Raw genomic sequence first — 22,647 nt, 5'->3', positions numbered from 1 at the left:
TCAGTCCCGCCCATGATCCTACTCATCAGCCGGACTGAAAGCCGGGACAACAATAATTAAATCAAGGAGCCAATCATGACTAGGGATCCCATCGGAATGGCCCTCTCGGCGATGACCCGTCTGGCCGCTAGCCCCCTGCTGGATCGCTTGGGATTGCGATCCAGCGTGGAAAAGACTGCCTACCACGGGACCCGGGCAGGCTTTCGAACCATCGCCCTGGCCGGCCGGGAATTCAATCGTGTCAGTAGCTGGCTGCCCCGCAAGAAACTGCCGGGAAAAGCCAAACCGGCGTTGTTTGATCTAGCGCTGGACGACGACCAGCAAATGATTGTCGACACCGTAGGCCGGTTTGCCCGAGACGTTCTCAGGGAAAACGCCGCCACCGCCGATGAAGCGGCGGCAATTCCGGCTGATGTTTTTGAATCTGCCGCTGAACTGGGTCTGACGCTGTATGCGGTTCCTGCCGAATTCGGTGGCGTGGCAGATTCGATATCCCCGACCACCAGCGTCCTCATCGCTGAACAACTGGCCTGGGGCGACATGTCTCTGGCCGTGGCTCTGCTGGCACCCTTCAGCGTCGCACAGGCCATCAGCCAATGGGGTACAGGAGAGCAACAATCACGCTACCTGCCTGCATTCTGTGAGGGCCAGCCCCCAGTTGCCACCATTGCAGTGGATGAGCCTGCACCTCTTTTCGACCCCATGACGCCGACCACAGAAGCCGTTCCCACGCAAAATGGCTACCGGCTCAATGGACTAAAGCATTGCGTGGTTCTGGGTGCCCAAAGCGATCTAATTCTCGTTTCGGCCCTTCTCCACGGCACGCCCAAGGTATTTATTATCGAGGGCACCCAGGCAGGAATAGAGCTTAGCGCGGAAGCAACCATGGGGCTCAGGGCATCACAACCCGCCAGACTCACCCTGAACAATGTCGAACTCCCACAGGACGCTCTGCTCGGCGACGACACGTTTGATTATCAGGCCTTTCTCGATCAGGGCTCCCTGATGCGATGTGGCCTGGCCATCGGCACGGCCCAAGCCGCTCTCGACTATACGATCCCCTACTGCAACGAACGTGAAGCCTTCGGTGAACCGATCAGTCACCGCCAGTCAGTGGCATTCATGATCAGCAACCTGGCCATTGAAACCGACAGTATGCGTCTGGTGACCTGGAGGGCTGCGAGCCGCGCAGAAACGGCGCAGACGTTCCATCGCGAAGCCTGTCTGGCCCGGGTTCTGTGCAACGAAAAAGCAATGGAAATCGGTACCAACGCCGTCCAGCTTCTCGGTGGCCACGGGTTCGTCAAAGAGCATCCGGTCGAGCGCTGGTACCGGGATCTGCGCTCCGTTGCCATCCTGCATGGCGGCCTGCACGCCTGACTACCATTTTCAAGGAGATCGCCATGTTTCTGGAAACACCCAGCAAATTCGCCCCCCTGATTCACCAGGCTCGGCAGGTTGCAAACGAGGTCTTTCGCCCCATTTCCCGCAAGTATGACCGTGCGGAACACGCTTATCCCCACGAGCTGGATATGTTCGCCACCATCATGGACGGCATGAACGATGGTGCCGGGGATGGCGGAGCCGGAGCCGGTAAACTGGCCCGCTCCGGTGCGGGCAATGGAGAGACCGGCAACCGTAACGGAACCAACATGAAAACCGTACTGGGACTGATCGAACTGTGCCGCGGTGATGTTGGCCTGGCCCTGTCGATTCCTCGCCAGGGGCTGGGGAATTCCGCCATCGCTGCCGTCGCCAATGAAGAACAGCTGGCCCGGTTTGGCAACACCTGGGCAGCCATGGCCATCACAGAGCCAGGCGCCGGTTCAGATTCCGCCGCCATCCGCACAACCGCAACCGAGGATGGCGACCACTACGTCATAAACGGCGAGAAGATCTACGTGACTGCCGGGGACCGCGCCGATGCCGTGGTGGTCTGGGCAACGCTGGATCGCTCCCTGGGGCGGGCTGCCATCAAATCTTTTGTGGTTGAAAAAGGTACGCCCGGTATGACGGTCGAGCGTCTGGAGAAGAAATTGGGAATACGCGCTTCGGATACGGCCGCCATCCGATTCGAGAACTGCCGTGTGCCGAAGGCGAATCTGCTGGGAAACCCGGACATCAGCGTCGACAAAGGTTTCGCCGGTGCCATGCAGACGTTTGACAACACCCGCCCCGTTGTTGCCGGAATGGCCATTGGGGTCGCCTCCGCGGCGCTCGAAAAGACCAAAGAAATTCTCAGCGGTGTCGGCCTCAACACAGACTATCAACTACAGACCTGGAACCTGCCAGCCGCTTCCCGCGAGTTACAGCTCATGGAAGCGGAACTGGAGGCCGCGCGCCTGTTAACCCTGAGAGCCGCCTGGATGGCCGATAATGGCAAACCCAACTCCGTGGAGGCCTCCATGGCCAAAGCAAAGGCTGGTCGCGTGGGAAACAGGATCACCCTGCGCTGCGTTGAGCTTTGCTCTGGTGTTGGCTATGGAGAAACAGAACTCTTGGAAAAATGGTCTCGAGACTCGAAAATTCTCGATATTTTTGAAGGTACCCAACAGATCCAGTTGCTGATTATTGCCCGCCGCCTGCTCGGCAAGTCGTCCGCGGAGCTGAAATAAGCTAACCTGTCAGGAGCTCGTAAACTCCTGACAGGTATCCGGAAGTTCTGAATGCTCCACATTAATCGAGAGAATCTGAAGTCCAGTCATCAGCTGATCTGGTTCACCATCGACTTCCTGATGCTGGGGTTGTTGATCATCAACCTCGCGCTGATCATCTGGGATTCCATCTACGGTTTTATTGCCATTCAGAACCTTCTCCAAGAGCAGGTGCCAGCCTTCCGGGCTCTTTACCACCCGATCCACGAAAACTTCATTTTCTATGACATGGTGTTTGTCAGCATTTTCCTGAGCGAGTTTTTCCTGCGCTGGGGCTATGCCATCAAGGCCGGCATCTATGACCGATGGTACTTCTATCCGTTTATTCACTGGTACGACCTGATCGGCTGCATTCCAGTGGGCAGCCTTCGCTTCCTGCGGATACTGCGGGTGATCTCCATCATTTACCGATTGCACCAGTACAAGATCATCGACATCACCCGCTCGCGCATTTACCGCTTCGTCAATTTCTACTACGAAGCCTTTATGGAGGAGCTGTCCGACCGTATCGTTCTCAAGGTACTGAGCGGTGTCCAGCAGGAAGTTCAGCGCGGGTCTCCCCTTTTTGATCGAATCCAACAGGACATTCTCTATCCGAGGCGTGAAATGCTCGCCGATTGGATATCCAGTCGCGTGGCTGAGGCCGCCAGTGAGGGCTACATCCCCAATCGAGGTGCCCTGCGCAGCTACCTGGAAGACCGTGTAGACACAGCGCTGCAGCAAAACCTGGAATTGTCCCGGCTGAAGTTTCTGCCGGTGGTGGGCCCCACGATCCAGGAAACACTCGAAGAGGCCGTGGGCGACATTGTCGCAAACGTGATCCACGAGATTCTGGAAGACCTGGCATCAGCAACCAATCACGCCTTTATCGAAGACATCGTGAATGTCTTCCTACCCACACCGGATCAGGTCGAGGCAGATGACAGCCAGAATGAAGCGCTGATCAACCTGATCCTTGAGATCATCGATGCCATCAAGGAACAGGTGCGAGTGAAATACTGGCGCGAAGACATGCCCTGACCGCCAGAGTAAAAACCCAATAATAAGAGAATCCCGATGGATGCAATCTACTACCAACCGGCTCACGCGCTGCTGCAGCAGCTGGACACCGGAAAGATAACGAGCGAACAGCTCGTCCAGGCACTACTCGTAAGAATTCAGGAACATAACTCTCTGGTGAACGCCGTTATCGCTGTGGACAAAGAAGGGGCTCTTGAAAAAGCCCGGGAAGCCGATCGGCTCCGTAACAGCGGACAGTCCAACGGACCACTCCACGGTCTGCCGCTAACGGTCAAGGACACATGGGAAGTAGCAGGTATGACCTGCACTGCCGGCGCGCCGGCCCTGAAGGACCACCGTCCCCAACGCCATGCGGATGTCATCAGGCGCCTGGAGGATGCAGGCGCGATCATTCTGGGCAAGACTAATGTGCCACTCTACGCCTCGGACGTGCAGAGCTATAACAAGCTGTTCGGGGTCACGCAGAACCCGTACGACCCTGCGCGAACTCCGGGCGGCTCATCCGGAGGAGCCGCAGCAGCACTGGCAAGCGGGTTCACACCGCTGGAAGTGGGTAGTGATCTGGCAGGCTCCATACGAACCCCCGCTCACTTCTGTGGTGTCTTTGGACACAAACCCAGCCGGGGGCTGGTCTCGTTTCGTGGCCACATCCCCGGGCCTCCCGGCACGCAATCGCAACCGGATCTGGCCGAGGGCGGTCCTCTTGCACGCAACAGTAAAGACCTGGAGCTTCTCCTGAAAGTGATTGCTGGACCGCGCCCTCAGGACAGCGACAACTGGAACCTCAAGATGACGGCGCCGGAATTCCAGCGACTGGACCAGGTCCGGGTAGGAACCTGGTTCAGGGACCCACTTTGCCCGGTGGAAGAGGAGATCACTACTGGGTATGAAAACCTTTCAAAAGCGCTGGAGAGCCAGGGAGCACTGGTGACAAAAGCACAACACCCCCTGCTTAGCCTGGAGCACATTCTGCCCGCCTACTTCAATCTGCTTGGCAGTCTGATTGGCACCTCGCTGAAACCGGGCATGCGCCGACAAATGAAGTGGATTGCGCGGCTTGAGCGTTACCTGCATCTGTTTGGTCCGGTCACTCCCGGCATTGGCGAATACGCCCGAGGTGTCAACCAGCCGATTTATGAATGGACGCAATGGAGTGAGAAACGGGAAAAGATGCGGGCCCAGATCGCGTCACTGTTCGACGAGATTGACGTGCTGCTGACCCCGGTTACACCGACGGTCGCCATCCCTCATGACCACAGCGAGCCCGTGTTCAAGCGGCGCATTGAGGTTGCCGGAAAGCAGAAAGCCTATATGGACCAGTTCTGCTGGATTGCCATGGCAACCCTGTTGGGATTACCGGCAACCTCGGTTCCCATTGGCCGCAATAAAGAGGGCCTGCCTTACAACATCCAGGTAATCGGCGCTCCGGGAAAGGATCTGACGACCATCCGTTTTGGGCAATTGCTGGAAGAGGCTGGATTGGCGGGATTCAAACCGCCTACCAACTTTTAAGCCGATCTCATTGCTGAGGTCGTCGGGGGAGGGACTGCGCCCTCCCCCGCCTTAACCGTGATTACTGGGCAATAGTCCCGGACGGAACGACCGGAAGCGTAATGCTGGATGGCGTGTCCGGTCCCATGTGCAGAGTCATAACACCCAACACGGAGTCCAGCAGCTGCAACAAGGGCGGCAGTCCCTGGGGGGCATTGCTGGTGCTGACCGACACGCGCAAACTGGAACCCGGCGGTACATAGGCGCTCGAAGGGAAGATCTCAACTGAAACTTTCTTCGGCTCCAACGGCGTCAGCATCTCCCGATCTCCTGCCCGGAAAGTATGCCATGGCTGAAGCATGATGCCGTTGTCATACCGTGAGCGGGATTCATCAATGGATTGCATGCTGGCCGTCATCAAGCCATTGCTGATGGGCTCTGAGACCCCGCTCGGCGCTACCAGATCGATCCGCACCGACAGCTGAACATCACGGGCCGTCGATGAGACCCAGAGATCCGCCATCATCGGACCATTGAGGTAGAGACCATCCTCACCTGCCGGCATCTCAAATTTCAGAGACGCGAGCTCAGACGCATCGTTAGACTCGAAACATGGCAGCGGAATGAATCCGGTGGCTCCAATGGTCCATTGCGTAGTGCTGAAAGAGCAAAGGCCGTTCAGCGGCTGCTGTAGAGTCGACACGGTAGTTTCTTCAGCCGGAACGGATCCCACCAACTGCCCCTGGGTGAACGCACCGCCCGCGTTCAGATAGAAACGCTCAGCCTGCATGTCAGGATGCGGCCAGTCAGTCGTGGTTTCGTAACGCTCAAGGCCTGTCACGTACTGGGTCACGTTGGGCTGATTTTCCACGCGGGTGTTCAGCCCCATAACGTATTGATCAAACCACTGAAGTTGCAGTTTGTTGATTTCCGGCACGCCATCGGCTGGCAGGCCATCGGAGGGTAACCCTGCCGCTTCGATGTGCGTCCAGGGACCAATCAACAGCTTGACGGGCACCTGACCTTTAAGGCGTTCGTACCACAGCGGCTCGCTGCGCTGGAAGATGTCATTCAGTCCGCCAACAATAAAGGTGGGTACGTTGATCTTCTCAGCTCCCTCAATAGGGGAGCGAATATCCCAGAACCCCTCGTCAAAAACCGTTTCTTTCTCACCAAGGAGCGCGTTCAGAATCGTTGGCACCTGGAAATCGAGGATGAGCCCTTCGAGGCGATCAGGAATCGAGCCCACAAAGGCACCAACCCCCATAGTGGACAGCTGCTCAAGCGGCAAAATGCCAAGACCGGTGACCGCACCCATCCATAGCGGGATAAAGGTGGCGTTGACGTTTCCACCGGTAAACACGATGTCCCGGTATCCATCACCGATGGGCACGATTGGGAACGCTGCCTTCACCGCCGGATGCTGTTGCTGAGCGGTCAGGATGGCGGTGATACCAAGATAGGAGATGCCCTGCAGGCCAACCCGGCCGTTGGACCAGGGTTGCTCGACGATCCAGTCGACGACCTCACCATAGTCCTGCTGTTCACGTTCGCCGAACGCTTCCCAGTTTCCCTCTGAATTGCCGGTACCGCGCACATCGACAACAACCGAAGCGTAGCCTCGTTTGATCAGGTATTCGCTGGCGCCGCCGATTGCAGGAACAAACTGCCCAACCGACGAGTTGTAGGAAGTCTGAGTGAGAATAACCGGAAAGGGGCCGGCGGCTGGCGTGTTTGCATCGACACCAGGAACAACAACCTTCGCTAGCAGTCTGACGCCATCGGACATGGTGATGGAAAAGTTGCCGAGGCTGACCGTGTCGGAATACAGCGCTTCGCGGTCATAACTTTGCCACTCGGTATTGCCCGACGTTTCAACAGGCACAAGCCGGGATTCGGTGCCGCGGCTCCCCAGAGTCGCGCGAGTCTTATTATGAGCCTGACCAGGGGGCTGACCCTGGCCGGCCGTTTGTTGCTCCGGTGATAATGCTGATGTTTGCTGAACTTCCCCCTCTGAACCGCCACACGCGGTCAGGGCAAAGCAGGCAGTAAGAGCCAAGGCATTCAGTCGCAGATTCATTATTTTTATATCTCCATAATTGCAAACTACGTCACATTATGAAGAGCAGGAGCCGGGCCCACATTGACCTCAAAACACTCAAAATTGGCCTAAATGACGCTAACAATCGGAACGGAACCGACAGCGACGTGTACCAGTGATCGCGCAGGCAAAGGGAAAAATCAGGGTTTTAAGGAGAGGAAACTAGGAGGCCGCCCGGTGATTCCAGGCGGCCTTTTGGGAGGAGCTCAGTCAATCAGTTCAAGTTGCTTTGCGGTCTCTACCGTCAAGGCACCAGAAGCGAGCCCCTTGTCAGTCTGATACTTGGTAAGCGCAGCCATGGTATCAGGGCCTGGCAATCCGTCCTGCTCTCCCGGGCGATAGCCCAGGTCGTCGAGCTTCTTCTGGAGCTCTCGAACCATGTCGCGGGTAAGATCGCGATCACAAACCGCCTCACGCGCAACAATTTGAGGTTTTCCCTCATAACGCAGCACGTTCATGGCAACAGCCACCGCCGGAACCCGGGTTTCTTCCGCTTTCGCGGGCTTCACCAATTCGGCGATTTCCAGACTGTCGATTTCATCCTGGGTTTCAATCGGGACAACTTCGGCCGGCTTGTCGACAACACGACGAACCACGGTTTTGTACTCCGCAGGAACAACCTCTGTGCGGGTTGTTTCAGGCTTGACCAGCTTGGTGACTTTGACGGTCTTGGTCTTGGCGGGAATCGCCTTGGTGCAGAACCCCATGGCCGCAACCTTCGCACCGTATGCCGTCGCGCCCGATGTAGAACAGGGCTCGAGCTCTGTGCGGGCTTCTTCCATCACCACCTGCTCTTCAACAGTTTTGTAGACAGCAGGTTCAACCACAAGACTCTTACTCTCAGGTTTGACCAGAACCTTTTCCTCGATTTCCTTGTAGGTCGGAGGGATCACTCGGTAGGTCTTTGTCCCCTCTTTGGTGACAACCCGCTTGATACCACGACGGAACTCGGCAGGCGTCACCTTGAGTTTGACCTCCGAATCCCTGACCTTGACCTGAATGCTCTCCTCAACAGGACGGGACTGGATCTGGGCATTCACCCAGCACTGACCGGGCTGGATATCAATCACCGAGTTATCCGCAGCCACGGTAATCGGACTGCCAGGCTGTGTAACCGGGCTTTCCTGAACCTCACTGGACTGGACTTGCGCGGAGCCATTCCCCTTGGATGAAGAGTCGGCAGCCTGGGATACCTCCACACTTGAGGCTGGCTTCGCATCCGCAGACTGCGCTTGTTGGGCGGCGACTTTGGTGTCGTTAGCCTCGAAGCGCTGGGAAAAGTTGACTCCCGCTTTGACGAGCTCATCGCTCAGCTGCAACTCCTCCTGCAGGCGCCCAACGGAAGCTTCACCTCCCTGAAGGAAATAGGCGGCCACCATGTTGGTGCCTATCCGCTGCTGCCCTTCCGCCAGCTCATAGGCGGTTCTCAGTTCAAATGCGGCCTCATCAAACTGCTGATCACGAAGAAGTGCCACACCCAGATCATTGCGAATATCAGCATCTGCTGGCGCCAGCTGTTTGGCCTGTTTCAGGGCATCCAGCCCCTCCCGGAGGTTCCCGGCTTTCTGGGCGACCACGCCCAGACCGTGGTATGCCTCTGGGATGTTGCACGCTTCTGCAATCTTGCTGTAGGCGTTCTGGGAGTCATCCAACTGCCCCACTTTCGCAAGCAGTTGCGCCCATCTCAGCCAGTGTTCCCGGGAGTCGAACGACAGCGTCTCCAACTGGGCCAGCGCCGCATAGTTTCGAGACGCTCCCATCAGGGATTCAATTGAGTCCAGCTCAGCTCGCTGGCCCGGAGAAAGCTCAGTGGAACAAGCAACCTGCCATTGACTATCATTTTGATCCGGTGCGGGTCGCGAGCCCATGTTCTCCGCTGGCAACGCAGAACATCCGGCGAGCCAACCCGTCAGCGCTAGAACCGCAGCACAGGAGTAAGCATCACGGCGTCTCCTCATGGATTCCCCTTCTTCTTATTACTCAAAAATATTTTGAGCAGTATAAACGAAGAAAAGCGTTCTGTGTCCTCTACTTCTACGTGTTTACAAGAGTACACACTCGAGACCTGGAATCCGAGACTGGCATTGCTCTCTAGCGCGGGCCACAACCACCCTTGTTTTCAACCACCTTCATGGTTACCCGTTTGAATGTCTTAACTTTTACCTTCTCGAGGCACAAATCGCTCACAGGGCGTATCAGTGGCGCCTATCGTTTAAGCGGTAGCCTGGGCCAACCGTCGAATATCCTGCATTGGCGGCGCACCGAACAACCGGCTGTACTCACGACTGAATTGTGAGGGGCTTTCGTAACCAACCTCGAATGCGGCCTTTGAAGCATCCAGGTGTTCCGTCAACATCAGGCGGCGGGCTTCACTCAGTCGCATCTTTTTCTGAAACTGCAGGGGGGTCATGGCCGTCATGGCCCGGAAATGATGGTGAAAGGCCGAAACGCTCAAGCCAGCCTTATCAGCAAGCATCTCAACCTTCATCGATTCGTTGAAATGCAATTTCAGCCAGTCGATAGCCCGAACAATTCGATATCCATGCTGGCCTGAAGCAGCGATTTGGCGCAGGCGAGGGCCCTGCTCACCGGTTAGCAACCGGTAGATTATTTCCTGTTGGATCAGCGGTGCCAAAGCCGGGACGTCATCCGGACTTTCAATCAGATCAAGCAACCGGTTAAACGCATCAAGCAATTCTTCCGTAAGAGCACTGACGGCAATACCAAGAGGATCCTTTGACGATCGTTCCAACGCTGCAGGGTAGTCCAGGATGAGCTGAGAGAGAACTCTCAGATCAAGCTCCATGGTTAGCCCCAGGTAAGGTTTTTCCTCAGAGGCTTCTATGATCCTGCTTACAACAGGAAGATCCACAGACGTAATCAGAAAGTGGCAATCATCGAAAACAAACGTGCCTTCACCGACCACCACCTGCTTTTCTCCTTGCCCAATCAGGCAAATACTGGGAGGAAGAAGATAACTGGTCGGATCCGTTGGATGCCCCCAACGATGAAGGCTCAAACCCGTCACAGCGGTATCCAAACGCTCATGGCCAACAGTCAGCCTATCGAGCTTCTCCGCCAGCCCAGACGCAAGATTTACAGTCATTGACACCTGCCCTTTCTGAATGGTCGGGACGACAAATCAGGCCCCGCTTGATCCGCATTATGCAAGAACTCCAATTCAACAACATAAACGAGAATAGTGTCACCCACATTTACGCCCAAAAACAGAATCAGGCAAGAATGGAGCAGTATCAAGATAATGCTCCATTCTTGCAGGTGCTTTAATAATTACGACCACACATTGATCGCAGGAGAGTGTCATGAGCGAATCAGACAATAGGTCGGACGACATGCAGGTCATACGCGCGGGCTCCACACCCGCCATTGCTGGGCCTGCGGAATGGTTCACGGGGACGGTCCGAATCGACAAAATTTTCAATGCGCCCGAGCCCTCTCGCCTGGGCCTCGCCGTTGTGAATTTTGAACCAGGCGCCCGCACCAACTGGCACACCCACCCGCTGGGACAAACTCTTCTGGTCACAGACGGCGTCGGCTGGACTCAGTGCGAGGGTGGTCCACGCACGGAAATCCGCCCCGGTGATGTGATCTACTGCAACTGCGGCCGCCGCCACTGGCATGGCGCAACCGACACCACCGCTATGCAGCATGTCGCTGTGCAGGAAGCACTGGATGGTAGCCCGGTGACCTGGATGGAGCCGGTATCTGATGAAGACTACCTGGCCGGCCCTATCAAGAAAGACTGACCTGCGCCGAATCAATCCCTTCAAAATAGCTCTGGGTGGCAAACCCGCCCGAGCGCATCAAAAGATCCAGGTCCATGAAAAGAAAAAAGGCAGGTCAGCGATAAGCTGACCTGCCTTTCTCTTATGTGGTAGCGGGGGCTGGATTCGAACCAACGACCTTCGGGTTATGAGCCCGACGAGCTACCAGACTGCTCCACCCCGCATCAAACTGGCTGTTTACCGGGAAGCCCCGGATCAACGTGGCGCGTATAATACGGACGCCACCCGCCACTGTCAATTGTTAATTTTCAAACAGATCCGCCGGAAAGTGCATTTCTCCTTCTACCTGACTTCCAGGGCCCTGATATAGGCCAGTTGTCTCTATAACCTCCTGCACCGGCCGGAACGAGCGGCGATGTTCAGGCGTAGCTCCCAGGGTTCTCAGCGCCTCCAGGTGAACGGGTGTCGGATAACCCTTGTGTTTGGCGAGCCCAAATCCGGGGTATTTGTCCTCGAGCTGCTCCATCTCCCGATCCCGGGTTACCTTGGCGAGGATCGAAGCCGCGCTGATTTCCGCGACCCGACTATCCCCTTTTACCACAGGTTCAGACGGCCAGCGCCACTTGGGGCAACGGTTACCATCCACCAGAACATATTCCGGGGTAAGCGACAGACCATCAACCGCCCGCTGCATGGCCAGCATGGTCGCCTGGTATATATTGAGCTGATCGATCTCCGCCGCCTCACATCGCCCAATGCACCAGGCAGCCGCCTTCTGGACAATGTCATCATAGAGCGCCTGGCGCTTCTTCTCGGTGAGTTTCTTGGAATCGGCCAATCCTTCAATGGGATGGGCCGGGTCGAGAATGACGGCAGCCGTCACTACCGCTCCGATCAGAGGACCACGTCCGACTTCGTCCACTCCGGCCAGCAAATGCCCCTTGTAATGGCACTCAAACGGTGGCAACTCCATCTTCGCCATCAGCCATGCCTCCCAAGCAACCGGGAAATAGCCTCTGCAGCCCGCTCGTCGGCATTCTGCCTCAGACTCGCATGAAGCTCCGTAAATGCCTGCTTGAGCCGCTCCCGCTCACCCTGATTCTCCATACGCTCCAGCACGGCCTGACCGAGCGCCTCTGGCGTCGCATCATCCTGCAGTAACTCTGGAACCAGAGCGTCTTTTGCAAGCAGGTTCGGGAGCGCCACGTGTGGAACTTTGACCAGGCGAGAGAGCAGCTTGTAACTGAAATTACTCAGCCGATACCCAACCACCATCGGCTTCTTGAGTAGCATCGCCTCGAGTGTTGCTGTTCCCGAAGCGAGCAACACAGCGTCCGAGGCCGCCATCACTTCGCGCGACTGGCCACGTACAATAGTGACCGGCAGCTTGACGTCGAGAGCATCGACAAGCGCTCTGACCTGCCTTTCTCGGTCCCGGTTTACGCAGGGAATCACCAGCTGAATATCGGGGCGTTTCTCCTGTATCCAGCGACAAGCCTCGAGAAAAAGCGTGCCCAGGCGCTCAACCTCGCCTCCCCGACTGCCTGGCAACACGGCCAGTAGCGGGGCATCCTGATCGAGACCCAGCTGTTCTCTGGCTTTGCCGGTTTCAGGAACCATGGGTATCCGGTCCGCGAGAGGATGGCCAACAAAAGCAACCGGCACATTGTGCTCTTCGTAGAACCGCGCCTCAAACGGAAACAAGGTGAGCATCAGATCAACAGATTTAGCGATCTTGAAAATGCGTTTCTGGCGCCAGGCCCAGACTGATGGACTGACGTAGTGCGCAGACGGGATACCGGCTTCACGGCAGCGGCGTTCAATAGCCAGGGTAAAGTCCGGGGAATCAATGCCAATAACCACATCGGGACGATTGGTAAAGAAATAGTCGAGTACCCTCGCCCGTATTCTGAAGAGCTCACGAATCCGACCCAGCACTTCAACCAGCCCCATGACAGACAGGCGCTCCATGGGCACCAGAGAATGAAAACCCTCGGCGACCATCTCATCACCACCGATACCCACGAAACGTGCTTTCGGGTACCGGCGACGGAGAGCTCGAATGAGCCCGGCACCCAGAATATCTCCCGATGCCTCGCCCGCTATCATAGCTATGGTGAGTCTTTCTTCGCTGATGGTAGGAAGGTTGGTGGAATCCGTCACCGGGGCACTCCGGCGAGTCAGCGAATGATGCCGCGGTGAGCCCCGCGCAGAGATTCAATCAATGGCTGAACCTCGGGGACATCCGCATAGGATTTCTCGAGCTCTTCCAGCGCCTGCTCGGTCGTCAGGCCCTGACGGTAAATGGTCTTGTAGGCACGGCGCAGGGTCAGCAGGACCTCCTTGCTGAATCCGCGTCGCTTCAGACCTTCCGCATTCAGCCCGTGTGGCTCAGCTGACTGACCGCTGGCCATCACATAGGCCGGAATATCCTTCAGCACAATACTGCCACCCGCCGCCATACAGTGCGGACCGATGTTGCAGAACTGGTGAACCATGGTACCGCCACCCAGAATAGCGTAATCCCCTACGGAAACGTGGCCGGCCAATGTCGCGCAGTTGGCAAGGATGGTGTTGTCGCCAACAATGCAATCGTGAGCGACGTGAACGTAGGCCATCAGCAGGTTCCCACTACCGATCCGGGTCTCACCCCGGTCCTGAACCGTGCCTCGATGGACTGTACAGTTCTCACGGATAACGTTGTCATCACCGATGACAAGCGTCGTGGGCTCGCCTGCGTATTTTTTATCCTGACACTCTTCTCCGATACTGGAGAACTGAAAAATGCGGTTGTTACGGCCGATTACCGTCGGTCCCTTGACCACAACGTGGGACAGAATCTCGGTGCCCTCGCCGATTTCCACGCCGGGACCAATATAGCTCCAGGGGCCAACGGTTACGTTGTCCGCCAGTTTGGCTGATGGGTCTACAATCGCTTGAGGATGAACACCCGACCAGTCATTTTTCGCCATTAAACTTCTCTCTCAGCAGTCATGATTTCTGCCACGCATACGACTTCCCCGTCGACCAGGGCACGGCAGTCGAATTTCCAGATACCACGCTTGGCGGAAATGAATTCTGCCTCCATCTCGAGGCGGTCTCCTGGCAGCACGGGACGCTTGAAGCGCGCCTTGCTCGACCCAGCCAGATATTGTACCACGCCATCTGCAGGTTTCCGTTCCACGGTCACAAAACCAAGAATACCTGCCAATTGTGCCATGGCTTCGATAATCAATACGCCAGGCATGATGGGATTGTTCGGAAAATGGCCCTGAAAGAATGGTTCGTTGAAGGAGATGTTCTTGTAGCCTTTGATCGATGTTCCCTTCTCAACCTCGGTCACCCGGTCCACCAGCAAAAACGGGTACCTGTGGGGAAGGTACTCAAGAATTTCGTCGATCTTCATCATGTTGATTGGCCTCAGCCCTCTAATTTCTTTTCCAGTTCCTTGATACGCCGTGCGAGGACGTCCAGCTGGCGGAATCGCACGGCATTCTTGCGCCATTGCCGGTTGGTATCCGCGCTGGTGCCGGAGGAGTATACCCCAGGCTCACGAATATCACCGGTAACCAGCGTCATGCCGGTCAAGTGCACTTGATCCGCTATTTCAAGATGGCCGGCAACGCCGGATGCCCCACCAAAAACACAGTGACGACCAATACGGGTGCTGCCGGCAATACCAACCATGGCAGCCATGGCACTGTGATCGCCAATCTGCACGTTGTGAGCAATCTGAATCAGGTTATCCAGCTTCACGCCGTTACCAATCACAGTATCGTCGAGAGCGCCACGATCGATGGTCGTGTTAGCGCCCACCTCGACATCATCACCGAGAACCACTCGTCCCAACTGTGCGATTCGGTGCCAGACACCCTTCTCATTGGCGAAACCAAACCCGTCAGACCCGATTACCGCTCCGCTCAACAAGTGACAGCGCTGACCAACCACCACATCGTGGGCCAGCGTTACCCTCGGGCGTATAACCGTGTCGTCTCCGATCTCGGCTCTTGCACCCACAACGGTACCAGCCCCTACAACGACCCGCTCGCCAACCCTCGCACCAGCTTCAACGACCACATTCGGGCCAATGCAGGCGGTATCCGCGATGGTTGCACTGCTATCTACAACCGAACTCGGGTGCAGGCCGGGCCTTGCCACAGGCTCCGGGCTGAACCAATGACTCAGACGAGCATAGCCCATGTACGGATTATCCATTAACAGGACATTGGTAGGAGCATCCTCGGCAGCGGCAGGCGATACAATCACCGCCGCCGCTCGGGTATCGTTCAGGTACTTGGCGTAGGATGGATTGGCCAGAAAACTGATCTGATCCGGACCAGCTGCCTGCAAGGTAGCCAGCCCGGTGACCTGAAGTTCGGGATCGCCCCGGAGTTCGGCGCCCAATGCCTCGGCAATGTCGGCAAGCCGGTAGGACCTGTTTGTCATGACGCTCTCCTGCTCAGCGTTCCGGGGACGGGGCACCCCCACGCAATTATCGATTCAGTTTTTCCAGCAGCTGTGATGTCAGGTTCATTTCAGGCTTTACGTAAACAACCGCTTCGCTCGGCAGGATCAGGTCCAGATCGTTCTCATCCAGAAGTTCCTTTACTGCCGCATCCACGTCAGGTCGCGCGCTTTCCAGGAACTGCTGTTTGCGCTGGGCCACAGTGGAATCAAGGCGCTGCTTGAGGAAATTGAATTCCTTCACCTTTTCCTGGAACTCCCCGGCCAGCTTCTTGCGCTCACTCTCGTTCATCATGGCGCCATCTTTTTCCAGACGCTCCTTGAGTGTGCGGGCCTCTTCCTGAACTTCCCGAACTTTGGCCTCGTCGCCCGCGAAATCTTTTTTCAAGGTCTCACTAAAGCTTTTGGCATCTTCGGATGAAAACAGCGCCTGACGCAGATCAACCACACCGATTCGGGTTTCCGCAGCGGCCGGGATGGCGAAGGCCATCAACACAGCTGCAACAACTACTGAAAAACGGGACATCACGATTCTCCTTTGTTTCATTCGTTCTTTTTTTATAATCACTTATCAGAAGGTCTGACCGAGCGAGAACTGGAACACCTGGGTATCGTCTCCAGGTTTATCATTCAAAGGCTTCGCGAGACTGAATGCCAGCGGGCCAACCGCTGTAATCCACTGGAAGCCAACCCCTGCTGCCATCCGCACCTCTCCCGGATCGGGATCAAAACCGCGCTCAGGATCAAATACCTGGCCCGCGTCCAGGAAGAAGGCCGTTCTCATTGAGCGAGAATCTCCGGCAAACGGAGTCGGGAAAATCAACTCAAGGCTTCCCTCCGTCAGCAGGTTTCCACCAAACGGATCAGGATCGGAAAGGTCATTGGCATTGTTGGTGGCTCTCAGGCCGAGGGAGTTCGCCTCATAGCCGCGAACAGAGCCATAACCACCGGCGTAGAAGTGTTCATAGAATGGCATCTGTGTGCGATCACCATAGCCATCCCCGTACCCGATGTCGGTACGCGCCCGGAATACCCAGTTGCCGGTCTCTGTAATCGGGTAATAGAAATCGGTCTTGTGGGAAACCTTGTAAAAGGTCAGATCACTTCCTGGGACCGCCACATCCAATGACAGGGAGTGGCTGTAACCGTTGGTCGGCAGCACGCCACGGTTCAGGGTACTGCGTTTCCAGCTGCCGAACAGGAAGTAGTTATCAAACGAGTCGCCTTCGTCTTCGATAAACTGGGTCACTTCCTGAGACGTGAACGAACCTGCCTTGATATTGGATTTGGTGTACCCGGCCCCAAAATTCAGCCGCGTTATATTGTCAATCGGGTATCCGAAGGTCAGTCTGCCACCGTATTCATCCAGCAGGTATGAGGATATATCCTCGTCCTCATAGTCAGTCTCACGGGCAAACAAGCTGAAGCCGCGGCTTACACCATCGACGGTGTAATAGGGATCGAGATAGGAGACATTAGCACTCTTCACCGAGTCACTGACATTGACGCCGAAAGATACCCGCTTACCGGAACCGAAGAAGTTGTTTTCGGATACATTGGCGCCAAGGATCACGCCGGAATCCTGGGAGAAGCCCACAGAAGCTGACAGACTGCCCGTCGGCTGCTCTTCGACGGAATAGTTTACATCGACCAGGTCATCGGTACCCGGAACAGGCACCGTATCGACGTTCACGGTCTTGAAGAAACCAAGACGTTCCAGGCGGGTCTTGGAGAACTCAATACGATCGGAAGAGGCAATCCCTCCTTCCATCTGCGTCATTTCCTGACGCAAAACATCGTCGCGGGTTGATACGTTGCCATCAAAATTGATTCGCCGGACGTAGGCGCGCTTGCCCGGTTCCACGAAAAATGTCACCGCAGCGGTATTGTCCTCACCCGGCTCGGGCACGGCATTGACGTTTGCGAATGCATAGCCCTCACGGCCGAGCCGGAATGCCAGCGCTTCGGAAATTGCCGTCATTTTCGCCCGGGAGAAAACGTCGCCTTCTTCGACAGGAATAAGCTTGCGCAGCTCGTCCTCGCCAACAATCAGATCCCCACGCAGCTTGATCTCTGAGATGGTGTACTGTGGCCCCTCTTCCAGGGCGATAGCGATGAAAACCTGCTGCTTGTCGGGCGAGATCGAGACCTGGCTCGAGTCGACATTGAAATCGAGGTACCCGCGATCCAGGTAAAATGAACGCAGCGTTTCAAGATCACCGCTGAGACGCTCGCGGGCATATTTATCAGCACTCGTGATGGAGTTCCACCAGCTGGTTGTCTGCAACTCGAACAGGTCAAGCAACTCTTCGTCGCTGAAATCCTGGTTGCCGACTATGTTCATGTGATGAATAGCAGCAACCGTTCCCTCATTGATATCCAGGCGGATGGAGACCCGGTTTCGGGGAAGCTCTTCAGCCGTTGCCTTAACCCGCGCGTTGTATCGGCCCTGAGCGATGTACGAGCGCAGGATCTCCAGTTCGAGACGTTCAAGGGTCGCGCGACGAAATACCTGACCTTCCTGCAAACCAGCCCCGGACAGCGCATCCATGAGCATTTCGGTCTCGATATTCTTGTTACCCTCGATTTCGATATCACTGATCGACGGGCGCTCCAACACCGTTAGAATCAGGACGCCGTCATCGCGGCTCGCCTTGATGTCAGTAAACAGCCCGGTTCGGAACAGAGCCTTGATCGCTCCCCCCAATTCAGTGCCATCAACCTGTTCACCAATGTTCACCGGAAAAGCAGAGAACACAGTCCCGGCCGAAACCCGTTGGAGGCCTTCTACTTCGATATCCGCAACCGTGAATTCATCTGCAAGCGCTGGCTTCATACCGGTCGCGGTAACAGCGAGGCCAACAGCTACACCTAGAAGAGAACGTCTCATTCAAATATTTCGCCTGGTTAATGCGCGTAAGGAGCCCGCAATTCTCACAACCGCATCAGGTCGTTGTAAAGAGCAAACACCATTAATGTAAGGATCAATGCCATACCGATTCGTAATCCCAGAGCCTGCGCCGCTTCGGAAAGCGGCTTCCGACGGATAGCCTCGATGGTGTAATAAACGATATGACCGCCATCGAGAACGGGTACCGGCAAGAGGTTAAGAACCCCGAGGCTGACGCTCAGATAGGCCAGAAAGCGGATAAAATCCTCGAATCCCGAACTGACGCTGGCTTCCGCAACCTTGGCTATGGTTATGGGACCACTCAGGTTGGTCGGAGACAAAAGCCCCGTCACCATCTTCTTGATGGCAACCAATGTCAAGCGGGTGTCTGCCCAGGTTTCTTCAATCGCTCTGGGGATTGCCGCAACGGGACCGTACTGAATCTCCCGACGCAGCTCCTCGGGCCAGGACACCGGCTGAACGCCAGCACCTACAAATCCGATGACTTCCCCCGATTCCAGAGTCCGGGACTCTGGGGTTACAGACACACCCTGCTCAGCACCACCTCTGGCAATCGTAAGGTTCAGGACCTGCTCCGGAGAGTCTCGCACGTGATCCACGAGCTCGAACCAGTCTGCGACCGGCTTTCCCTCTACGGCGAGAATTTTATCACCCGATAGTAGTCCGGCGGCCTCAGCGCGCCCGCCTTCGCTGATCTGCCCCAGAACGGCGGGAATGTCAGGCCTCCACGGAGTAATGCCGAATTCCGCCAAAGGATCGGGGGTATCATCGCTGAGCATCCAGCCACCCAGCTCTCCGGATAACTTACCGGTTACATCCTGCTCGGAAATGTCGAACGATATGCGACCATGTTCCCCGGCGCGCTCCAGAAGCCGCATGTTGACGTCACGCCAGGAGCTGACGCGATGGCCGTCAACTGCGTGAATTTCCATGCCATTGTCCAGTCCCACACGCTCGGCCACTGAACCCGGCGCAACCTCGCCAACAACAGGCGCAACAAATGAAACACCGACCACACTCAGTAGCCAGTAGGCTGCAATGGCAAACAGAAAGTTGGCAACAGGGCCCGCTGCGGCAATCGCGATCCGCCGGGACGGCGGCTTGGATGTGAAGGCTTGATCCTTTAACTCTTCGGGAACCGGGCCTTCCCTTTCATCCAGCATCTTGACGTAGCCACCCAGCGGAATGGCGGCAACAGCAAACTCGGTACCATGGCGGTCATACCACGAAAACAGGGGCTTGCCAAAACCAACAGAAAAGCGCAAAACCTTGACCCCGCAACGACGGGCCACCCAGAAGTGGCCATATTCATGCAAGGTCACCAGGATGCCCAGGGTCAAAACAAGCGCAAGTATGGTCTCAATAATCTGCATAGCGTTCCCGTTCGTGACTGACTGTCGGCTCAGAGCCTGCCAGCAGCTTCAGACAGTTAACAGACCAATCTGTTCCCGTGCTTGCCTTCGAGCTTCGGCATCCTTCGCGAGTATTGTCTCAAAGCTATCAGCTGGTATAACAGAAGTCGCAGCCAGAGTGCGCTCTATGATAACGGGGATATCGGAAAAACGCAGGTTACCGTCGAGAAAAGCCGCCACCGCGACTTCGTTGGCCGCGTTCAACACGGCAGGCGCAGTGCCTCCGGCCTCAAAGGCCTCGGCAGCAAGACGCAAGCAGGGAAAACGAAGAAGGTCCGGTTTTTCGAAATTGAACCGGGCGATAGAAAAAAGATCCAGAGGCTTCACTCCGGCGTCAATTCGCTCTGGCCAGCCCAGACCATTGGCGATGGGCGTGCGCATATCCGGACTACCCAGCTGGGCCAGAACCGACCCGTCCACGTACTCCACCATCGAATGAATGATGCTTTCCGGATGAACATGAACCTCAATATTGGCCGGCTTGGTATTGAACAGCCAACAAGCCTCAATGAGCTCTAGCCCCTTGTTCATCAGGGTGGCGGAATCCACGGAGATCTTCCGCCCCATGCTCCAGTTAGGATGAGCACAGGCCTCGTCCGGGGTCACATTGGCCAGGGATTCCGCACTGTGCTCGCGAAAGGGACCACCAGAGGCAGTCAACAGAATTCGCGTAATGCCTGCGGCTTCAGGGTCTCGCACCTTGTCGGCGGGCATACACTGAAACATGGCGTTGTGTTCTGAATCGATCGGCAGCAATTCCGCGCCAGACTCAGCGACAGCGTCCATGAACAGCCGGCCCGACATCACCAGAGCTTCCTTGTTCGCCAGCAGGACACGCTTCCCTGACCGGACCGCAGCCAGCGTTGGCGGCAACCCTGCAGCGCCCACAATTGAGGCCATCACGGTGTCGGCTTCGGGTGCTGAAGCAACCGTGCTGAGCGCTTCAGCACCACCAAGCACGCTTATTTCGGGCAGATCAGACAACAGTCCGCGGAGCACGTCGGCGGCAGCAGAATCGGCCAACACAGCAACTTTCGGACGAAATTCACGGCACAGGCCGGCCAGATCCTCGGCACGGGTTGAAGCCGTTAATGCGTATACCGAGAAACGATCCGGGTGGCGACGCACCACATCCAGAGTACTGAGACCGATGGAGCCGGTGGCCCCAAGAACCGTGATATGGCGCTTCTGCATGGTTACCACTGCCCGCCTGACAGCCAGCCGAGCTGAGTAATAACAAGGGCAAAGACCGGAATAGCGGCTGTCAGGCTATCAATTCTGTCCATGATTCCGCCGTGACCAGGCAACAACTGACTGCTGTCCTTGATACCGCGGAATCGCTTGAGCATGGATTCCAGCAGATCACCCAGCACCGACACCAATCCGGTGACAAGCGTTGCGACGATCAGGAACAACGCTTCGGAAGCACTGGCAGAGGCCAGAACGCTGGCAATACCGGCGAAAACACTCACAGCGACAAGACCACCCCAGACTCCGGCCCAGGATTTACCGGGACTCACCCGTGGCGCAAGCTTGGCTTTTCCAAACGCTCGTCCGGCAAAGTAGGCACCAATGTCTGCCACCCAAACCACGCAAAACACGTAAAGAATCAGCAACAAGTTGCTGTCGAGGTCACCGAAGCTGACACTCCCGGTTCGCAGGTGATTCAGCCCCACCCAGGCAGGAACCAGCACCAGGAGCCCCATAACGGCTCTGACAGGCACACTGCCCCAGAAATCACTGCCTTTGGGGTAGCTGCGCACCATCAAGAAACAGAAGAACCACCAGGCAAGCGCCAGCCACAACACCCCAACAGCCGGCACATTGAGCAGGCCATAGAGTACGGCTGCGGTCAGTCCTGCAAAGGCCAACCGACCCGCCTGCCCGGTAATGCCGGACATATTTGCCCACTCCCAGGCACCGATGGAAATAATTGCGCCAGTAAACAGAGCAAAGCCTAGAGGGGGAAGAAAAAAGATACCGCCTATGGCAATGGGGGCCAGGATCAATGCGGTAATAATTCGGGTTTTTAGCACGGTGATAATCGCTTTAATTCGTTATTGTTGTGACACTTTGGCAGCGATCTGATCGTCTGTCTGACCAAAGCGACGCTGACGCCCGGAATAGGCCTGCAACGCCTTGCACATTTCCTCTTCCTTGAAATCCGGCCAGAAAACCGGAGAGAAGTAAAACTCCGTGTAGGCCAGATGCCAAAGCATAAAATTACTTATGCGCTGCTCGCCTGCCGTCCTGATCATCAGGTCCGGCATTGGCAGATCACCGATGCTCAGATTTGACTGGATCAGATCATCCGTGATGTCGGACGGCTCCAGTTCTCCGGCCCGAACCTGCTCCGCCACTCTTCGGGTCGCCTGAGTAATGTCCCAATGCCCGCCATAGTTGGCAGCGATCACCAGAGTCATGCGGGTGTTGTTACGCGTTAGCGCTTCAGCTTTCTCCATGTGCTCCTGGAGCGCAGGACTGAAAGCAGAACGATCTCCGATGATCCTGAGGCGAATATCATTTCGGTGGAGCTTGCGCACTTCCCGCTCTAGCGCAAACAGGAACAGCCGCATCAAAGCTGAAACTTCGTCTTCCGGACGACGCCAGTTTTCACTGGAAAACGCGAACAAGGTGAGAACCTCAACGCCTTCCCGAGCACAGGTTTCCACCACTGCCCGAACTGCCCCCACACCAGCCTTGTGGCCAGCCACTCCCTTGAGCCGGTGAGCCTTGGCCCACCGGTTGTTACCATCCATGATGATTGCCACATGCCGGGGCCGAGTCTCGGCGGCCACCGGAATTTCTGCGGATACAGTTCCCGTCATGAAACCCTCTGCTAGGCCGG

At 56.4% G+C, this 22,647-nt stretch carries 19 protein-coding genes and 1 tRNA gene; 5 read left to right on the top strand and 15 right to left on the bottom strand.

The window, feature by feature from the left end; all coding sequences use genetic code 11:
- Positions 1–75: 75 nt before the first annotated feature.
- Genes D777_RS01775 through D777_RS01760 form a run of 4 tightly spaced genes read left to right on the top strand, consistent with a single transcriptional unit; the run spans position 76 to position 5,186 of the window.
- Positions 76–1,380, top strand: a complete 1,305-nt coding sequence (locus D777_RS01775; protein WP_036128202.1) for an acyl-CoA dehydrogenase family protein — start codon at positions 76–78, stop codon at positions 1,378–1,380.
- A gap of 23 nt (positions 1,381–1,403) precedes the next feature.
- Positions 1,404–2,615 (top strand): acyl-CoA dehydrogenase family protein, encoded by a 1,212-nt coding sequence (locus D777_RS01770; RefSeq protein ID WP_036128200.1) that lies wholly within the window; start codon positions 1,404–1,406, stop codon positions 2,613–2,615.
- 51 nt (positions 2,616–2,666) lie between these two features.
- Positions 2,667–3,674 (top strand): hypothetical protein, encoded by a 1,008-nt coding sequence (locus tag D777_RS01765; RefSeq protein ID WP_036128198.1) that lies wholly within the window; start codon positions 2,667–2,669, stop codon positions 3,672–3,674.
- Positions 3,675–3,710: 36 nt separating this feature from the next.
- Positions 3,711–5,186, top strand: a complete 1,476-nt coding sequence (locus tag D777_RS01760) for an amidase (RefSeq protein ID WP_036128196.1) — start codon at positions 3,711–3,713, stop codon at positions 5,184–5,186.
- 61 nt (positions 5,187–5,247) lie between these two features.
- On the opposite strand, the gene D777_RS01755 is transcribed toward D777_RS01760, so the two are convergent.
- The 3 genes from D777_RS01755 to D777_RS01745 all read right to left on the bottom strand — a co-directional run bounded on the left by D777_RS01755 (position 5,248) and on the right by D777_RS01745 (position 10,372).
- Positions 5,248–7,245 carry a CocE/NonD family hydrolase gene (locus D777_RS01755; protein WP_036128194.1) on the bottom strand — a complete coding sequence of 666 codons (1,998 nt, stop codon included), beginning with the start codon at positions 7,243–7,245 and terminating at the stop codon, positions 5,248–5,250.
- Between the two features lie 227 nt (positions 7,246–7,472).
- Positions 7,473–9,224, bottom strand: a complete 1,752-nt coding sequence (locus D777_RS17615; RefSeq protein ID WP_081849440.1) for a peptidoglycan-binding protein — start codon at positions 9,222–9,224, stop codon at positions 7,473–7,475.
- A gap of 254 nt (positions 9,225–9,478) precedes the next feature.
- Positions 9,479–10,372: an AraC family transcriptional regulator gene (locus tag D777_RS01745; protein ID WP_036128192.1), complete on the bottom strand. Its 894-nt coding sequence runs from the start codon at positions 10,370–10,372 to the stop codon at positions 9,479–9,481.
- A 217-nt stretch (positions 10,373–10,589) separates the two neighbouring features.
- On the opposite strand from D777_RS01745, the gene D777_RS01740 reads away from it, so the two are divergent.
- On the top strand, positions 10,590–11,033 hold the full coding sequence (locus D777_RS01740) for a (R)-mandelonitrile lyase (RefSeq protein ID WP_036128191.1): 444 nt from the start codon (positions 10,590–10,592) through the stop codon (positions 11,031–11,033).
- Between the two features lie 126 nt (positions 11,034–11,159).
- Here the strand turns inward: D777_RS01740 and D777_RS01735 are convergent.
- From D777_RS01735 to uppS, 12 genes are all read right to left on the bottom strand, one after another.
- Positions 11,160–11,236: transfer RNA gene (locus D777_RS01735), tRNA-Met, on the bottom strand.
- A 77-nt stretch (positions 11,237–11,313) separates the two neighbouring features.
- Positions 11,314–11,994, bottom strand: coding sequence for a ribonuclease HII (rnhB, locus tag D777_RS01730; RefSeq protein ID WP_036128189.1), 681 nt, complete (start codon positions 11,992–11,994; stop codon positions 11,314–11,316).
- Positions 11,994–13,175: a lipid-A-disaccharide synthase gene (lpxB, locus tag D777_RS01725; RefSeq protein WP_081849439.1), complete on the bottom strand. Its 1,182-nt coding sequence runs from the start codon at positions 13,173–13,175 to the stop codon at positions 11,994–11,996. Before lpxB ends, rnhB begins: the two co-directional genes overlap by 1 nt.
- Before the next feature lie 17 nt (positions 13,176–13,192).
- Complete coding sequence (lpxA, locus tag D777_RS01720) at positions 13,193–13,984, bottom strand: acyl-ACP--UDP-N-acetylglucosamine O-acyltransferase (protein ID WP_036128188.1); 792 nt, start codon at positions 13,982–13,984, stop codon at positions 13,193–13,195.
- Positions 13,984–14,421, bottom strand: coding sequence for a 3-hydroxyacyl-ACP dehydratase FabZ (gene fabZ, locus D777_RS01715; RefSeq protein WP_036128187.1), 438 nt, complete (start codon positions 14,419–14,421; stop codon positions 13,984–13,986). Before fabZ ends, lpxA begins: the two co-directional genes overlap by 1 nt.
- A gap of 11 nt (positions 14,422–14,432) precedes the next feature.
- Entirely contained in the window at positions 14,433–15,458 is a 1,026-nt protein-coding gene (gene lpxD, locus D777_RS01710; protein WP_036128185.1) for a UDP-3-O-(3-hydroxymyristoyl)glucosamine N-acyltransferase, read from the bottom strand.
- Positions 15,459–15,504: 46 nt separating this feature from the next.
- The gene (locus D777_RS01705; RefSeq protein WP_036128183.1) at positions 15,505–16,002 is read right to left on the bottom strand and encodes an OmpH family outer membrane protein; all 498 of its coding nucleotides are present in this window, start codon (positions 16,000–16,002) and stop codon (positions 15,505–15,507) included.
- 45 nt (positions 16,003–16,047) lie between these two features.
- Positions 16,048–18,366 carry an outer membrane protein assembly factor BamA gene (gene bamA / locus D777_RS01700; protein ID WP_036128182.1) on the bottom strand — a complete coding sequence of 773 codons (2,319 nt, stop codon included), beginning with the start codon at positions 18,364–18,366 and terminating at the stop codon, positions 16,048–16,050.
- Between the two features lie 44 nt (positions 18,367–18,410).
- Complete coding sequence (gene rseP / locus D777_RS01695) at positions 18,411–19,760, bottom strand: RIP metalloprotease RseP (protein ID WP_036128180.1); 1,350 nt, start codon at positions 19,758–19,760, stop codon at positions 18,411–18,413.
- A 48-nt stretch (positions 19,761–19,808) separates the two neighbouring features.
- Positions 19,809–20,993 carry a 1-deoxy-D-xylulose-5-phosphate reductoisomerase gene (gene ispC / locus D777_RS01690; protein WP_036128178.1) on the bottom strand — a complete coding sequence of 395 codons (1,185 nt, stop codon included), beginning with the start codon at positions 20,991–20,993 and terminating at the stop codon, positions 19,809–19,811.
- Positions 20,994–20,995: 2 nt separating this feature from the next.
- Entirely contained in the window at positions 20,996–21,835 is an 840-nt protein-coding gene (locus D777_RS01685) for a phosphatidate cytidylyltransferase (protein ID WP_036128176.1), read from the bottom strand.
- Between the two features lie 21 nt (positions 21,836–21,856).
- On the bottom strand, positions 21,857–22,627 hold the full coding sequence (gene uppS / locus D777_RS01680; protein WP_036128175.1) for a polyprenyl diphosphate synthase: 771 nt from the start codon (positions 22,625–22,627) through the stop codon (positions 21,857–21,859).
- Positions 22,628–22,647: the final 20 nt, after the last annotated feature.

The organism is Marinobacter nitratireducens, assembly GCF_000708045.1.
In the GTDB taxonomy this organism is placed as follows: Bacteria; Pseudomonadota; Gammaproteobacteria; order Pseudomonadales; family Oleiphilaceae; genus Marinobacter; species Marinobacter nitratireducens.
The sequence above is the reverse complement of the archived record's forward strand: the minus strand, read 5'-3'. Positions and strand labels throughout refer to the sequence as shown.

Coding starts and splice junctions, on each gene's coding strand:
- D777_RS01740 (WP_036128191.1), top strand. CDS start 10,590: ATGAGCGAATCAGACAATAGGTCGGACGACATGCAGGTCATACGCGCG.
- D777_RS01705 (WP_036128183.1), bottom strand. CDS start 16,002: ATGTCCCGTTTTTCAGTAGTTGTTGCAGCTGTGTTGATGGCCTTCGCC.
- ispC (WP_036128178.1), bottom strand. CDS start 20,993: ATGCAGAAGCGCCATATCACGGTTCTTGGGGCCACCGGCTCCATCGGT.
- D777_RS01765 (WP_036128198.1), top strand. CDS start 2,667: ATGCTCCACATTAATCGAGAGAATCTGAAGTCCAGTCATCAGCTGATC.
- D777_RS01760 (WP_036128196.1), top strand. CDS start 3,711: ATGGATGCAATCTACTACCAACCGGCTCACGCGCTGCTGCAGCAGCTG.
- rnhB (WP_036128189.1), bottom strand. CDS start 11,994: ATGGCGAAGATGGAGTTGCCACCGTTTGAGTGCCATTACAAGGGGCAT.
- D777_RS01775 (WP_036128202.1), top strand. CDS start 76: ATGACTAGGGATCCCATCGGAATGGCCCTCTCGGCGATGACCCGTCTG.
- rseP (WP_036128180.1), bottom strand. CDS start 19,760: ATGCAGATTATTGAGACCATACTTGCGCTTGTTTTGACCCTGGGCATC.
- lpxD (WP_036128185.1), bottom strand. CDS start 15,458: ATGACAAACAGGTCCTACCGGCTTGCCGACATTGCCGAGGCATTGGGC.
- D777_RS01745 (WP_036128192.1), bottom strand. CDS start 10,372: ATGACTGTAAATCTTGCGTCTGGGCTGGCGGAGAAGCTCGATAGGCTG.
- fabZ (WP_036128187.1), bottom strand. CDS start 14,421: ATGATGAAGATCGACGAAATTCTTGAGTACCTTCCCCACAGGTACCCG.
- lpxA (WP_036128188.1), bottom strand. CDS start 13,984: ATGGCGAAAAATGACTGGTCGGGTGTTCATCCTCAAGCGATTGTAGAC.
- bamA (WP_036128182.1), bottom strand. CDS start 18,366: ATGAGACGTTCTCTTCTAGGTGTAGCTGTTGGCCTCGCTGTTACCGCG.
- D777_RS01755 (WP_036128194.1), bottom strand. CDS start 7,245: ATGAATCTGCGACTGAATGCCTTGGCTCTTACTGCCTGCTTTGCCCTG.
- D777_RS17615 (WP_081849440.1), bottom strand. CDS start 9,224: ATGAGGAGACGCCGTGATGCTTACTCCTGTGCTGCGGTTCTAGCGCTG.
- D777_RS01770 (WP_036128200.1), top strand. CDS start 1,404: ATGTTTCTGGAAACACCCAGCAAATTCGCCCCCCTGATTCACCAGGCT.
- uppS (WP_036128175.1), bottom strand. CDS start 22,627: ATGACGGGAACTGTATCCGCAGAAATTCCGGTGGCCGCCGAGACTCGG.